The 13,776-nt window shown below is 42.9% G+C and carries 14 protein-coding genes and 1 pseudogene; 4 read left to right on the forward strand and 11 right to left on the reverse strand.

Annotated elements, in window-relative coordinates; translation table 11 throughout:
- From CDG77_RS30295 to der, 3 genes and pseudogenes are all read right to left on the reverse strand, one after another.
- Nucleotides 1-363, reverse strand: a pseudogene (locus CDG77_RS30295) (aminodeoxychorismate synthase component I); the annotation flags it as partial.
- 104 nt (nt 364-467) lie between these two features.
- The gene (locus CDG77_RS30300) at nt 468-1,388 is read right to left on the reverse strand and encodes an energy-coupling factor transporter transmembrane component T family protein (RefSeq protein ID WP_094332946.1); all 921 of its coding nucleotides are present in this window, start codon (nt 1,386-1,388) and stop codon (nt 468-470) included.
- 124 nt (nt 1,389-1,512) lie between these two features.
- A complete protein-coding gene (der, locus tag CDG77_RS30305) occupies nt 1,513-2,883 on the reverse strand; it encodes a ribosome biogenesis GTPase Der (RefSeq protein ID WP_094332947.1) in 1,371 nt (456 codons plus the stop codon).
- Nucleotides 2,884-3,019: 136 nt separating this feature from the next.
- Here der and CDG77_RS30310 point away from each other — a divergent pair, with 136 nt between their 5' ends.
- Entirely contained in the window at nt 3,020-3,250 is a 231-nt protein-coding gene (locus tag CDG77_RS30310; RefSeq protein WP_094332948.1) for a hypothetical protein, read from the forward strand.
- Between the two features lie 63 nt (nt 3,251-3,313).
- Here the strand turns inward: CDG77_RS30310 and CDG77_RS30315 are convergent, their stop codons facing one another.
- Nucleotides 3,314-3,523 carry a WD40 repeat domain-containing protein gene (locus CDG77_RS30315; RefSeq protein ID WP_094332949.1) on the reverse strand — a complete coding sequence of 70 codons (210 nt, stop codon included), beginning with the start codon at nt 3,521-3,523 and terminating at the stop codon, nt 3,314-3,316.
- 427 nt (nt 3,524-3,950) lie between these two features.
- Here CDG77_RS30315 and CDG77_RS30320 point away from each other — a divergent pair, with 427 nt between their 5' ends.
- Nucleotides 3,951-4,481, forward strand: coding sequence for a hypothetical protein (locus tag CDG77_RS30320; RefSeq protein WP_094332950.1), 531 nt, complete (start codon nt 3,951-3,953; stop codon nt 4,479-4,481).
- Between the two features lie 609 nt (nt 4,482-5,090).
- On the opposite strand, the gene CDG77_RS30325 is transcribed toward CDG77_RS30320, so the two are convergent.
- Nucleotides 5,091-6,287, reverse strand: coding sequence for a site-2 protease family protein (locus CDG77_RS30325; protein WP_094332951.1), 1,197 nt, complete (start codon nt 6,285-6,287; stop codon nt 5,091-5,093).
- A 295-nt stretch (nt 6,288-6,582) separates the two neighbouring features.
- Nucleotides 6,583-6,837, reverse strand: coding sequence for a photosystem I reaction center subunit PsaK (gene psaK / locus CDG77_RS30330; protein ID WP_094332952.1), 255 nt, complete (start codon nt 6,835-6,837; stop codon nt 6,583-6,585).
- A 123-nt stretch (nt 6,838-6,960) separates the two neighbouring features.
- On the opposite strand from psaK, the gene CDG77_RS30335 reads away from it, so the two are divergent.
- Nucleotides 6,961-7,593 carry a phosphoribosylanthranilate isomerase gene (locus CDG77_RS30335; RefSeq protein ID WP_094332953.1) on the forward strand — a complete coding sequence of 211 codons (633 nt, stop codon included), beginning with the start codon at nt 6,961-6,963 and terminating at the stop codon, nt 7,591-7,593.
- A 107-nt stretch (nt 7,594-7,700) separates the two neighbouring features.
- Here the strand turns inward: CDG77_RS30335 and folE are convergent, their stop codons facing one another.
- The 5 genes from folE to CDG77_RS30360 all read right to left on the reverse strand — a co-directional run bounded on the left by folE (nt 7,701) and on the right by CDG77_RS30360 (nt 12,550).
- On the reverse strand, nt 7,701-8,408 hold the full coding sequence (gene folE / locus CDG77_RS30340; protein ID WP_094332954.1) for a GTP cyclohydrolase I FolE: 708 nt from the start codon (nt 8,406-8,408) through the stop codon (nt 7,701-7,703).
- A 97-nt stretch (nt 8,409-8,505) separates the two neighbouring features.
- A complete protein-coding gene (locus tag CDG77_RS30345; protein ID WP_094332955.1) occupies nt 8,506-9,231 on the reverse strand; it encodes an SDR family oxidoreductase in 726 nt (241 codons plus the stop codon).
- Between the two features lie 353 nt (nt 9,232-9,584).
- Nucleotides 9,585-10,565: an acetyl-CoA carboxylase carboxyltransferase subunit alpha gene (locus tag CDG77_RS30350; RefSeq protein ID WP_094332956.1), complete on the reverse strand. Its 981-nt coding sequence runs from the start codon at nt 10,563-10,565 to the stop codon at nt 9,585-9,587.
- A 114-nt stretch (nt 10,566-10,679) separates the two neighbouring features.
- The gene (locus CDG77_RS30355) at nt 10,680-11,699 is read right to left on the reverse strand and encodes a long-chain acyl-[acyl-carrier-protein] reductase (RefSeq protein WP_094332957.1); all 1,020 of its coding nucleotides are present in this window, start codon (nt 11,697-11,699) and stop codon (nt 10,680-10,682) included.
- A 152-nt stretch (nt 11,700-11,851) separates the two neighbouring features.
- The gene (locus CDG77_RS30360) at nt 11,852-12,550 is read right to left on the reverse strand and encodes an aldehyde oxygenase (deformylating) (protein ID WP_094332958.1); all 699 of its coding nucleotides are present in this window, start codon (nt 12,548-12,550) and stop codon (nt 11,852-11,854) included.
- 180 nt (nt 12,551-12,730) lie between these two features.
- On the opposite strand from CDG77_RS30360, the gene CDG77_RS30365 reads away from it, so the two are divergent.
- Nucleotides 12,731-13,558 (forward strand): carbohydrate ABC transporter permease, encoded by an 828-nt coding sequence (locus CDG77_RS30365; RefSeq protein WP_094332959.1) that lies wholly within the window; start codon nt 12,731-12,733, stop codon nt 13,556-13,558.
- The last annotated feature ends 218 nt before the right edge of the window (nt 13,559-13,776 follow it).

The following is a 13,776-nucleotide window of genomic DNA, read 5'->3' on the forward strand; positions in this document are numbered from 1 at the left end:
AGATGAGGGAGCAGGGGGAGATGAGGAAGCAGGGGGAGCAGGGGAAGAAAATACTACTTCATCCCCCTCATCCCCCTCATCCTCTTCATCTCTTCCTACTCCTTGCTGTAACAACTTTTCTAGGAAGGGAAAAACTTCTCCTACTTCTGGTGTCCACATTTGGGGGATGCCATCGACTAGACGAGGAGCGCCTGCACAGATAGAATATCGGCTGAGTTGGGGATGATCGATTGGCGTTGGGTAGGGACTTTCTAGTAGGGTTGCAATTCCCGATGGGTTGGTGGGGCGAAAAAGAGCAGCAAAAACTTCTGAACCTGTACGCTTTTCTAAAGGTAGCGATCGCCAATACCAAGTCTCGATCATACTGTTTCTAAGGGTTGCTCATAGTTAGTTAACAGTTTTCAGCAGTGAGTACAAATAGCTACAACTACTGACAATTACCTCTATACCATTTTCTCGGTGCAAAATTAGACCTGAGTTCCGATTGCTATGCGTATTCCCCAGAATACAATTAAAGTCGCAATCGCAAGCCAGTCACGCCCTTTGAATCGTAAATCATGCCACTGCACTCGATGCTCGTTGGGACTGGTAAAACCCCGCACCATCATTGCATTGGCCATTTGGTCGGCTCGTAAGAGGAGATTTTCCAAAAGTCTCTCTGCTACTGTCATCCAAACCTTGAATCCTCCTTTCAATCCCAGCTTTTTCCAATTAATTGCCCTTGTCATAACTGAGCGAAATAAGTTTTGCACTTCTTCTAAAACTAGAGGAATAAAACGTAAGGACAAGGTTAAAGTTAAAGCAATTTCTGTGACAGGCAACTTAAAGCGTCGTAAAGGTTGCATTAAGCTTTCTATGCCAGAGGTGATTTCTTCTGGTGCGGTTGTCAGCAGATACAGGTTGGTGCTGTAAATCACGGTAAATATAAGTGTACTCAGGCGTACAGCCAAATCCAAGGAGCGACGAGTTACTTTGACTGGGCCTTTGTGAAATAGCACATAACTATATTTTTTGCGATCGCTTGCTTGCTCTGGAACAATATTTTTGGAGTTTGCTGGTTGGGTTAATATTTGTTCATTAGCTGGTAAGCGTGGCTGATAATCTACACCCATTCCATCAGGACTAATGGCTCCGATCGCTAAAATAAAAAACGATAGCATTAACAGCCAACCCATTTGCTGCTGCCATACTCGGCGAGGAATCCTAGCAATCAAGGTGGCAGCAATTAACACTACCACCAGCAGCACCCGCCAAATATTATTAGCCAAAACATAGCTTGTTAAAAAGCTCATCAACCAGGCGAACTTGACTCGCGGATCGATTTTATGCAGCCAAGTTTGGGGTTGTTCTAAATAAAGTCCAAGTGGCAGCGATCGCAATAAATCCATTTTAGATAGAGTTAGGAGTTAGGAATGAGGAGTTAGGAGTTTTGACTTTAACTCATAACTCCTATACAGATGCAATTAATCGTGCCTCTTTTACAGACGCGATGAATCGCGTCTCTCTTGTCTCCTAACTTATTTTGACGCGAGTTGCTCTATTAACGTTACCAATTTCGGCATCACGGACTTTTTTGCTGCGCCATAGCAAAATAATTGGTGTGCCTTTAAATCCTAGCTGTTGCCGGAATTGGCGTTCAATGTAGCGGCGGTAGTTGTCGTTGAAGCGTTTGGAATCATTGACAAATAGTGCGATCGTTGGTGGTTGGCTACTTACTTGTGTACCATAATAAATTTTACCCTGACGACCACCACGGGATGCTGGGGGTGAATGCCAACTCACGGCATCTGTTAATACTTCGTTGATAACTGATGTACTGACACGGCGTTTGTGTGATTCAGCCGCCGTTTTCACCAATTCGAGAATCTTTTCTACCCGTTGTCCTGACAAGGCGCTGACAAAAATTGTTTCTGCCCATTCGGTAAAATGTAACCGTGATTGCAGGGTTTTTTCATAGTCGTAGATTGTGTAAGAGTCTTTTTCGACAGCATCCCACTTATTAACGACGATGATGCAAGCTCGACCTTCTTCGATAATCCGCCCAGCTAATTTTTGGTCTTGCTCAGTGACTCCATCTACGGCATCTATTACTAATAAAACCACGTCAGCGCGACGAATCGCTTTAAAAGCACGGTTAATACTAAAGAATTCTGTGCCGTATTCTATATGTTTCTTTTTGCGAATCCCGGCGGTGTCAATTAAGCGGTAGGTTTGCCCTTCTCGTTCAATAACGGTATCAATCGCATCGCGGGTTGTACCAGAAATTGGGCTGACAATTGCCCTCTCTTCGCCGACAAAAGAATTGAGTAAGCTCGATTTGCCCACATTCGGACGGCCCACAATCGCTACTTTGATTTCATTAGTTTCGGGGATGTCTTCAACAGCAGGGATGTGATTAACTAACTCGTCCAGTAACTCTCCTGTGCCACTACCATGAATTGCGGAGATGGGGTAAGGTTCGCCCAATCCCAATTCCCAAAACTCGGCAGCTTGCATTAAGCCTTGGTCTGGAGATTCACATTTATTTACAGCTAATAGTACAGGTACGCGTTGTTGGCGCATCCATTCGGCGATTTCTTGGTCTGCCGATGTGGGGCCTGTTTGACCATCGACTACAAAAATAGCGCCACAAGCTTCTGCTAAGGCTGTCATTGCCTGTTGGCGAATCAGGGGTAAAAATTCGGTATCATCATTAAAGACTAAACCACCAGTGTCTACAACTAAAAATTCGCGACCATTCCAGAAAGCTGGCATGTAGGTGCGATCGCGTGTCACTCCCGGTTCATCATGGACAATCGCCGTTTGTTCCCCGGCGAGTCGATTAACCAGGGTGGATTTGCCCACATTTGGGCGTCCGATAATTGCAACAATTGGCAGTGCCATAAAACCAGGGTAAGTGAGAGGTGTAGTATATCACGTCCCTCCATTTTACTCACTTTAAACTGGAAGTTTTAATAATTTTTCTACTTGGTAGGCTTTGATAGCTAAGAATCGAACAAAAAAACAGGAAATTATACTTATGTTGGAGATTGAAAATTTAGGAGTGAGTGTAGAAGAGTATTTGGATGGATTAGCAAAAGGTATTGATATTTTGGAATTGAAGCGGTTAGAAGCAAAGGGAATTCCAACAAACCTAGCTCTGGAAGTTATGGCAATTGTACCAAAGGTAATCAATGGTACGGCTACTCCTGAAGAAATTGTTAGAGGACTAATGATTCTAACACCATCGCTTCGGCAACAAGTTGAATAGGGGAATAGCCAAAAAATCATGCGTTTTGATTTTGGAGGTTAAGACATGTTTTGTAGTCCTACATCAATTTACTTCTAACGCCCCCAAAACTTTTAAAGTTGCTACCTCTGCTTCAGCCAACCCGATCGCTTCAGTAATAATCATGCCTTCATGAGGGCGGGCTGGTCTTAAAGTTTGCAGACAATTGCCTGTTTCAAAATCCCAGTGTTTAACTATCTTTTCATAGCCACTGGTGAAGAGAGTTTTTCCATCAGGGCTAAAGGCGATCGCCACAGTTAGTAGCCAATGTCTTTGATGTAACTGAAATCGCGATCGGACTTTACAGCCATATCTAATCTACGTTTTTCCTGCCCAAGATTGACGAAAGACAATTTCTTGAACTTTGGTTAAGCGTCCCTGTGGCAATAATTGCTCAACTATTGCGATCGCTTCTTCTGCCGTCATTTATTTAGGTAGCAGTAACAGGTTAACTACAATACTCCCATCATCAACTTGATTTTTTGCAAAAAGTTTACGTAAATAAACTAACAAAGATCCGACTTTTCTCAGACCTTTTCCGACCGTCAAACTTTATACCAAATAGTAGAGTATTTAGATAACCAGTATTTATATCCCCAACTTCTTAGAGGAGATATAGAGAAAGCGATCGCTTTCTCTAAATAACTTGGGTAATTCACAGTATTTTCGGAAAAACAAGCGTATGAAATTGTTAAAAACTCTTTTGTCTGTTGGAGCTATCTCCACTATATATAATGGCTTTAGCTTAAAGGAAGCAGCAAATCTGAAAAATCTGAAAAAATTTAGTGTTTTCAGTTTCGTGAGTTTAATCTCCTCTGCAAGCTTCCTATTTGCAACTGATGCTAAAGCTGAAACAAGAACCTATAAATTACTGGCTAACAATGGACAAGGAATTGTTATTCCAGTTAGCCAAGGTGATGTCATAAAAATAAATGCTTCTGGTCAAGTTCACACACATCCTGGTGGCACTGTTGCTGGGTGTGATGTTTGGACTCAACCTAGTGGTTTGAAAAATTGTATATATGTTTCACAAAGACCTGAATTGGATGGATTACCATTTATGGCATTGGTTGGCATCTTGAATGGAGAGAAAATATATATCGGTAGCAATAAGACAATACAATGCGACTCTGATGGAGAGTTGGTATTATTAGTTAATGATTGGGTATATGATGATAATACTGGAAGCTTGAGAGTAAGAGTCAAAAATTAATGCTAGTTGGTTGTTCACTTAGATTAGCTATCACTCTTACCTTTCTATCAACACAGTTGCTAGGTTGGTATAGCCATAACACTTGCCAATAAATGCTTATTTTAGGCGATCGCGTAGCTTACTGTTAGACATCATATTTTGTTAATTGGGTGCGATGGATCGCACAGCTTGAGGGAACAATCATCCCCGTTGTAATAATTGCTCGACTAGTGCGATCTTTTCTTCAACCGTCATTGCCCAGAGTGATTGCCTACGGTGATAAACTACGCACTTTATACTATATGCAGATCCCCGACTTCGTAAAAGTTATCGAGGATCTATTTTCATAACCCGATAATTTCATGCGATCGCACTTTCCAATACACGATTGTTTTCGGCGGTTGCGATAGATAAATTTAATACAATCTAATTACGTATTGATATAGTAATTCTAAAACTGTGTCTGGTGATGTTTTGGGCATTTTCTTAGGTCAAACTTAGGTCTAAAAATAAAAAAGGTAGGAAACCCTACCTTTTACCCAAAAAAAGCATTTTGTAACCAAATACCATATTCAATATCACACAAGCTTTTGACGAATCTATTGCAAAACTATGACAAGGGTATGACACTTAATTTGCAATTGACTTTGCAATTACTCCCAGTTGCAACCCAGGCGGATAGCTACCTTCTTCTTTGATCCGCTTAATTTCAGCGTCTGTGAGCCGCAAATTTAACTTTTGTGCCAACGATCGCACAATATCTCCCCGATCGATTACACCAGCTACAGCACCAGCAGGAGAAAGGACGGTAATTCGAGGTAACTGCTCATTTTCCAGCTTGTTAATTACCTCAGCTATGGTTGTAGCTTCGGTAACAGTGGGTATTTCTGTCAGAGGATGCACAATGCTGTGTAAGGTTTGGGTTTCCCATTCACTTCTTTGGGTTACACGAAAATCGTCAATGGAAACTAGACCCCGGTAACGTCCATCAGAAGCAGCAAAATAAACCTGTGAAGGGGCGGTTTCCAACAAGTATAAATCGGCAAAAGAACGCAATGTCTGGTCAGCATCTATAACCCGAAAGTCACGAGTCATCGCATCAGCCGCCACCACTTTAAGCAAGCTTTCCTGCAACGTAGTCATGTTGTCATAAGTGCTGGCGTTGCGGACAGCAAACCAACCTAACATTGCAATCCACAAGCCAAGCGCTAACTCTCTTGTCAAGAAATCTACAACAAATCCCAGAGCGATCGCACCATAACCTAAAATTTGCCCAGCCTTTGCAGCCCAATGTACGGCTTGAAAACGATTACCCGTTATTTGCCATAGTGCTGCTTTTAACACTTGCCCTCCATCTAGAGGTAAGCCAGGAATCAAGTTAAATAGCGCCACAACTAAGTTAATTCTCGCCAAATCTCCGACCATGACACTGAGGGGACTAGTATCGGGGATTACGGTAACTCCTAGACGGAGGAATAAAAATAGTATGATACTTACCAATGGCCCAGCGATCGCTACTTGAAAGGCTTTGAAAGGAGTTTTAGATTCTTCTTCAATAGCAGCAATCCCGCCAAACAGAAACAGAGTAATTGAATTAACTTTAATGCCTTGCGATCGCGCTACCAAGCTGTGACCCAATTCATGTAGCAACACCGAACTAAATAGCAGCAGTGCCATAACTATTCCAGCACTCCAAGCGATAGCAGTCCCCCATTCCTGGTAAGCTACCCCAAAGTTGAGGGTTGCCAACCCTAAAATCACAAACCATAAGGGGTCTAAAAATAGGGGAATGCCAAATAAAGACCCAATTTTCCAATTTGTTTGCATTACATTGTCCTAAAACTAGATATTGCCAGTAGTTCCTATACTGTAATATTTTCGTATATACTTATACATGTATTTGTGAGCATTAATTCAGTACTGCCGAGTTACGAAATGCTCTTATTTCTAGAATAGACAATTAATGTCTCTGAGCAAAACTCTGAAATTGGGAATTGGGAATTGGGAATTGTTTATTTCCTCTTCTACTCCCTTTCTTAAATGTGTGAAATGGAAAAAACCATATTTTGCTAGTTTTGTATTTAATCGCGGCGTTATAGGTAACGCCGCGGTCATTGCAAAGTTATAGACGACCGATGTTAGTCAGTCCTAAAACGATGCCAATACCGATAATATGACCAAAAGCCATCGCTGCAACGAATGTTGGAACACTGACCGGCAGGATAGGGAACTTAGGGCCAACTAAGGGTTTTTCAATCTTAGTACTTAGCAAAAGCACTACTAAGCTGCTGATGCTGATAATAATTCCTACTGTAGGATTCCACGCAGGTGTTGCGGGAACATTTGCAGCTACTGCTAGTAAAGTAGATGAAATCAAGCTTTTGTCTCCTAAATGAAAAAGTTAACCCAGACCTCAAGATTATAAAATTACTAGGCCCAAAAGTTTTTGAGATAGTTTAGACTTTTCAGGTGATTATTCTAAATTCTTTGTTATATTTCCATGCGCGTTAAAATTTGCGGTATCACTCAACCACAGCAGTCTATAGCGATCGCCTCTCTGGGGGCAACGGCACTAGGATTTATTTGTGTGCCAACTTCACCTCGCTACGTGACTACATCCCAAATTCGGGTAGCAGTGGCAGAACTCCCGGCAAATATTGACACAATTGGTGTTTTTGCCAATGCTAGTATCCCTGAAATCAGTCAGATAATTGTTAATTCTGGGTTAACTGGTGTCCAGTTACACGGAGATGAATCACCAGACTTTTGCTACCAATTACGTCAAGAGTTACCCAATATCGAAATTATTAGAGCGCTAAGGATTCGTAGTCTTGAGCATCTGGACACTGCGGCTCATTACACAAAATACATAGATACTTTATTACTTGATGCCTACCATCCCCAACAACTTGGTGGTACAGGTAAAACCTTAGATTGGAAAATGTTAGAGCAATTTAACCCCAATTGCCCTTGGTTTTTAGCTGGGGGATTAACAGCAGATAATATTTTGGAAGCTTTAAGTCAAATTAGTCCTAGCGGCGTTGATTTATCTAGTGGTGTGGAACGCGCACCTGGAGATAAGGATTTAGATAAAGTAACTAAGTTGTTTAAAAAATTAGGGGGTAGGGAGTAGGGAATGTGAAGTCAAGGGAGATGAGGAAACAAAAGAAGCAGAAATATTAATTATTTCAATGCCACATTACCCCTTATCCCCTTCAAGGGCCCCACCTTCCCCATTCCCTAAAAGAATGCTGCTTGGTGGCGAATCAAGTTAAAAAATTCTTCGCGGGTTTTATGGTCTTCTTGGAAGACACCAACCATTGCGCTAGTGACAGTCCAAGAACCTGGTTTCTGCACGCCCCGCATTACCATGCACATGTGGCTAGCTTCCATCACAACGGCTACGCCTTGAGGTTCCAAAATGGTCTGAATTGCTTCGGCAATTTGGCGGGTTAACCTTTCCTGTACTTGCAAACGACGAGAATACATTTCAACAATGCGGGCCAGTTTACTCAGTCCCACAACTTTTTGGTTGGGGATGTAAGCAACGTGCGCTCTACCCATAAATGGCAGCATGTGGTGTTCGCACAGACTAAAGAAATTAATATCTCTAACTAGTACCATCTCGCTATGCCCTTCATCAAAGATGGCATCGTTAACGAGTTCTTCAAGGGATTGGTTGTAGCCACTGGTAAGAAACCGCATTGCCTCGGCCACTCGTTTTGGTGTTTTGAGGAGTCCTTCACGTTCGGGATCTTCGCCAACGCCCAATATTATTGCCCGCACCGCGTCCTTCATTTCCTCCATCTGTTCCTCTTTTGGCGGGAACACATCTGCTGGTCGCCCATTATGAGTATTGCGATCGGGTCTAGGAGTTATGGCTTCTGCTAAATCGGGAATCAGAGGCGATTGAGAGCAATTGGAACCGTTAGAACTAGCAATAGTCATGATTCAGTCTTGGTTATGGTTTTGTCATTAGTCATTGGTCATTAGTCATTGGTCATTGGTCATTTGCAAAAGACAAAGACAAACGATCGAGGACTAATTAGAGTGCGCCAGCGCTGGGCATCAAGGTCAATTCGTCAATAACTGCCTGTTGTGGTAACAGAACTGTGTAAAGAATTGACTGAGCAACAATTTCTGGGGTTAACATTTTGGAACGGTCTAAGTTGACATGGACTGTCTCTGTGTCCCAAAGTTCGGTATTGACTGCGCCGGGACAGATAGCTGTGACACGAATGCCGTGGGTGCGTTCTTCTTGTGCCAGGGTTTGAGAGAGGGCTATCAAACCAGCCTTGCTGACGCTATATGCTCCCCAACCGGGAAAGGGTTGCTTGGCAGCTATTGAGGCAACGTTGATAATTGTCCCTGTGCCGCGATCGCGCATTGAAGGTAAAATCCCCACAATGCACTGAAACACGCTGGTGAGATTCAAGTCAATTACCTGCTGCCAGTCTTCTAGGGGAGTTTCGCTCAAGGTGGCTGTGTAGGCAAGGCCCGCATTGTTTACCAGAATGTCTATATCGCCAAAATCAAGGGCGATCGCTTGGATCTTTTCTTTGACTTCAGAGATCCGCGCTAAATCTACAGCGTAAGCTCTTGCTTCCACCCCAGTATGCTGTACAGCTTCTGCAACCGCCTCCAATTTATCTAAAGAACGGCTGACTAAGGCGACATCTATTCCGGCTTTGGCAAAGGCTAAAGCCGTTGCTTTTCCAATTCCGCTACTAGCCCCAGTAATCAGGGCGCGTCTTTTTTGCTCAACACTCATGGTGTCTCCCAATTTTTTGGCAGTTCCCAAAACCTATTACCATCCAATTATTTACATTTCTCGGTTTGGATATATTAAAGGAATCTAAAAATCTGATGATTTCCATTAGAAAAATGCTATCATGCGGTATAATATTGGCATTTTGTGGGTTTTACCAGTGAAGACAAAAAATCACCGCCTGGAAAACCACGCCGCGGACTCAAATTAGATTACTTCATAATACAAAAACTACTCAATCAAATTGAGTAGATTTGCAAAACAGGCAAATGCCTATGGCTAGATTGTTAAAAATCTTTAAGCACATAGGCAATTATAGCATTGCTGCTTGGTTAATCTATCATTATGGAGTTGCTTTAATGGGCAACTTCTGTAAAAACACCAATTTTGCGGAATTTTTCATAACGCATTTGGCGGCGTTCTGGAGCGGTTAAACGATTGAGTTCGTCTAAATTTTCTAACAGCACTTGCTTGAGAGTGGTAGCAGCTTTTAAAGGATCGGAATGAGCGCCACCAGTGGGTTCAGGGAGTATTTGGTCGATAATTCCCAACTTTTTCAGGTCATGGGAAATAATTTTTAGAGCAACGGCAGCTTGGGGAGCTTTACCAGCATCTTTCCACAAAATGGCGGCACAGGCTTCGGGAGTGGCGACAGTGTAAACGGAGTGTTCAAACATGAGTAGGCGATCGCCTACACCAATACCGAGTGCGCCACCAGAACCACCTTCACCGATAACTGTGCAGATAATTGGCACATCTAAGCAGAACATTTCCCGCAAGTTGTAAGCGATCGCTTCTCCTTGACCTTGGTGTTCTGCTTCTACCCCAGACCAAGCGCCTGGTGTGTCGATAAAAGTTAGTATTGGCATACTAAACTTGTTGGCGTGTTCCATCAACCGCATGGCTTTGCGGTAGCCACCAGGGTAAGGCATTCCAAAGTTACGGGCAATATTATCTTTGGTGTCGCGACCTTTTTGATGACCTAACATCACGACAGGTTGCCCACTCAGACGACCAACACCACCAACTAAAGCCGGATCGTCACCACCACAGCGATCGCCATGTAATTCCATCCATTCATCACTAATAGCCTGAATGTAATCCAGAGTACTGGGGCGACGCGGATGACGAGCGACTTGCAATCGCTGGGACGGGGATAGACTCGTGAAAATTTCCTCACGCAGTTGCATGGCCCGTGCTTCTAGTTGACGAATTTGACCAGAAACATCAACGCCATTTTCTTCTGCAAGTTGCCGAATTTGATCGATTCGGGTTGCAAGTTCTGCTAGGGGCTTTTCAAAATCTAACAGTAGCGGTTTACGCTCGGTAGTTGCCATCGTAGGGTTTATAAGTTACGAGTTATCTATTTTTTTGTCATTAGTCTTTTGTCCTTTGTCCTTTATCATTTGCAAATAACGAATGACCAATGACTAATGACCAATGACCAATGACTAAACCAACAGTGGTCTAAATCCATGTTTTACTGACACCCGGCCAATCTGCTCCATTTTATCTACGGTAATCTGATTCCGTCCCCACGAAAAGTTCGTGTATAACTTCTCAAATTCCAGCAGCATTGATTCGGCAAAACAAGCAAACAACTGGCGGGCTGGCACGTCCATATTGACTATTTTCATAATTTTCCAGTCAATATCCAGGGAATGCTCTACAATCCCACCATTTAACACGTGTACACCAGGATATTGAATTTTTGTCGCTAAGTTTTTAGGATAACCACCATCAATCAACAAACAGGGTTGTTTTAAAGTGGTGGGGTCAATTTCCACGCCTTTGGGCATACTAGCAACCCAAACTACAACATCAGCTAATGGCAGTGCTTCTGTCAAACCCATAATTTTCCCCCGCCCTAGTTCGCCTTGCAACTCTTTGAGACGTTCTCGATCGCGGGCGATTAGCAGAAGTTCTTTGACATCTGTTCTCGCATCTAGCCAACGCGTAACTGCACTGCCAATATCCCCAGTTGCTCCACAGATAGCAACGGTCGCGCTTGATAGATCGATTCCCAGTTGTTTTGACGCTTCTTCCACCTGCTTACAAATAATGTAGGCAGTATGCGTGTTTCCTGTGGTGAAGCGTTCAAACTCTAGTTTGATATTGCGGACTTGGCTAAACTGCTCTAACTTAAAGTTTTCAAAAATAATCGAAGAAAATCCGCCTAAAGCTGTGATGTTAATGCCGTGCTTCTGTGCATGGGCCATGGCGTTGAGAATTTTTCGCGTTGCGGCTTTGATGCGGCGACTAGCCAGCATTTCCGGCAAAAAGCAAGATTCTACATACCGTCCTTCAATTTGCTGCCCAGTTATACTGGTGACAATAATGCTATCGACAATTTGCGGCGGGGCGCTGCACCAGAAGTCTAGCCCTTGATCGGCATATTCTGGGTATCCCAATTCTTGAGCTACCGCTTGAGCGTGTTCTAAACTAGTCAGATGTCCAATTAGACCAAACATGTAGTGATTATTAGGCTTATGCTGTCTTGAGGGCGGGGAATATGTGGAAGTATGTTAAGTGTTTCAGCAGTCCTGAGTCCTAAGTCCTGAGTTCTGAAGTTCTGATAAATTTGAACTACTCAGCACTCAGCACTCGTTACTCAGCATTCTATTTAAGCACCGATGAGTCCGTAGGCTGACAGGCGCATAATATCACGTGTAGTGAAACCAATATTACTCAGTGCTTCCCCATACTGAATCATAAAGTCTTCTACTAAAGCATCTTTTTCCATTGCCATTGTGTGGGCATCACCTTCTACTTGGTTGAGCATTCTCCAGACGATAGGTAGGTTCTGGCGATTTGCAAGTTCAAGTTCAGCTTTGGATTCTGTAAAGTGTTCTTTCAACCAAACTTCTCCGAAGTTGAGATGGCTATATTCTTCTTTGACGACTCCCTCAGTAATTTTGCGGGCAAAATCATCGGCGACGGGGATGTAAATGTTATATGCTGCGATCGCAAAACATTCAATTATCAAAGACTGAATCAACAGACATGTAACCACCTTTCCTTCTGCGGCGGCTGTTTGGAAATTTTGGTGTAGACCGGAGAAAAACTCCTTGGCAAATTCCAAATCTGGGGTTACTTGCAAATTGCGCCCACAAGCCTCAAATCCTTTCTTATGGCGACTTTCCATCTTGGATAGGCGAATCAATTCATCATGAGAGTCTGGTAGCAGGTTGGCTAGTGTGATGTAATTTTCATGGGCTTCTTGTTCCCCTTCAATCACGATCGCATTAATCCGGCTATAAGCATCTTTGTATGTTTCGCTTTTGAAATCTAATTCTTTAGATTGGTCTGTTAACTGCTGCATGGTATGTTTACTCCTGTAAACTTGATTATTTGACACTAGGATCGAATTTCCCCTATGAACTGAGGGTAACAATCTCTGTGGTTTAATTTAACTTAACAAGTAACTATGCTTATAGATTAACTTTTGCTGGGGGCAATGCTCTAGTACTGGCAAAACAAATGCTTTGCAGATAAAAAATATATGTCCGAACCAAAGTGGAATCTGAAATCTGGCGATTTTTTGAGCCTAGTAGTCTTACTGGTAGGGGCATTTATTGTTTTACTACCTCTGTTTGTGGTTTTTCTCACCTCCTTTATACCGACGGGAGCAACCCCAGAAAATGTTTCCCAAAATAACTGGTCTTTAGCTAATTACTACATTGCATGGCAGCAGGGAAAATTTTTGCTGGCGTTTGCTAATTCTACCTTGGTAGCGATCGCTGTGACGGCGTTTCAAATTGTCACTTCTGCTTTAGCTGGTTACGCCTTAGCACGGTTGAAGTTTCGGGGTCGCCAAGCACTACTATTAGTTGTTTTAGCAACTTTGGTGATTCCCTTTCAGTTATTGGTGATTCCCATCTTTTTGGTTTTGAAGTGGGGACACCTGATAAATACATACTGGGCGCTTATTTTACCTACTGCTGTCAATGGGTTTGGAATTTTCTTGCTCCGTCAGTATTTCCAGACAATTCCCGTGGAGTTAGAGGAAGCCGCAGCCATAGATGGGGCTAATAGACTGCAAATTTTATGGTGGGTGATGTTACCTTTAGCCCGTCCAGCCTTGGTGACGCTATTTTTATTCACCTTCATCGGTGAATGGAATGATTTGTTTAAACCTTTGGTGTTCACAACCCGTCCCGAATTAAGGACGGTGCAACTGGCCTTGGCTGAGTTTCAAGAACAGTTTACAAATAATTGGCCTTTGATGATGGCGGCGGTGACAATAGCGACATTTCCAGTGATGGTATTATTTCTGATTGGTCAGCGCCAATTTATTCAGGGTATTGCCACCACAGGGATTAAGAATTAGCAAAAGAAGCGGAGGGCGAGGTAAGAAAATCCAGCAGCAACATAGTAATAATTCTTACCAATAATGCAAAATTATCTCTATTGTACTTGGTGCAATATCCAAAATGCTCCGTGAGATTTCCTAGTAAGGGACTTCCAAATAAAAAATACTCAACTACTCAACTATTTCCTGTGGGGTGGGCATCTTGCCCGCCCAGTTAAAGAGGGCGGGCAAGATGC

Source organism: Nostoc sp. 'Peltigera membranacea cyanobiont' 213 (assembly GCF_002245975.1).
Taxonomy (GTDB): domain Bacteria; phylum Cyanobacteriota; class Cyanobacteriia; order Cyanobacteriales; family Nostocaceae; genus Nostoc.

Bases quoted from the DNA above. Each gene is read 5' to 3' on its own strand.
- CDG77_RS30350 (WP_094332956.1), bottom strand. From the start codon at position 10,565: ATGGCAACTACCGAGCGTAAACCGCTACTGTTAGATTTTGAAAAGCCC.
- der (WP_094332947.1), bottom strand. From the start codon at position 2,883: ATGGCACTGCCAATTGTTGCAATTATCGGACGCCCAAATGTGGGCAAA.
- CDG77_RS30335 (WP_094332953.1), top strand. From the start codon at position 6,961: ATGCGCGTTAAAATTTGCGGTATCACTCAACCACAGCAGTCTATAGCG.
- CDG77_RS30365 (WP_094332959.1), top strand. From the start codon at position 12,731: ATGTCCGAACCAAAGTGGAATCTGAAATCTGGCGATTTTTTGAGCCTA.
- CDG77_RS30355 (WP_094332957.1), bottom strand. From the start codon at position 11,699: ATGTTTGGTCTAATTGGACATCTGACTAGTTTAGAACACGCTCAAGCG.
- CDG77_RS30360 (WP_094332958.1), bottom strand. From the start codon at position 12,550: ATGCAGCAGTTAACAGACCAATCTAAAGAATTAGATTTCAAAAGCGAA.
- CDG77_RS30325 (WP_094332951.1), bottom strand. From the start codon at position 6,287: ATGCAAACAAATTGGAAAATTGGGTCTTTATTTGGCATTCCCCTATTT.
- CDG77_RS30320 (WP_094332950.1), top strand. From the start codon at position 3,951: ATGAAATTGTTAAAAACTCTTTTGTCTGTTGGAGCTATCTCCACTATA.
- CDG77_RS30310 (WP_094332948.1), top strand. From the start codon at position 3,020: ATGTTGGAGATTGAAAATTTAGGAGTGAGTGTAGAAGAGTATTTGGAT.
- CDG77_RS30300 (WP_094332946.1), bottom strand. From the start codon at position 1,388: ATGGATTTATTGCGATCGCTGCCACTTGGACTTTATTTAGAACAACCC.
- CDG77_RS30345 (WP_094332955.1), bottom strand. From the start codon at position 9,231: ATGAGTGTTGAGCAAAAAAGACGCGCCCTGATTACTGGGGCTAGTAGC.
- folE (WP_094332954.1), bottom strand. From the start codon at position 8,408: ATGACTATTGCTAGTTCTAACGGTTCCAATTGCTCTCAATCGCCTCTG.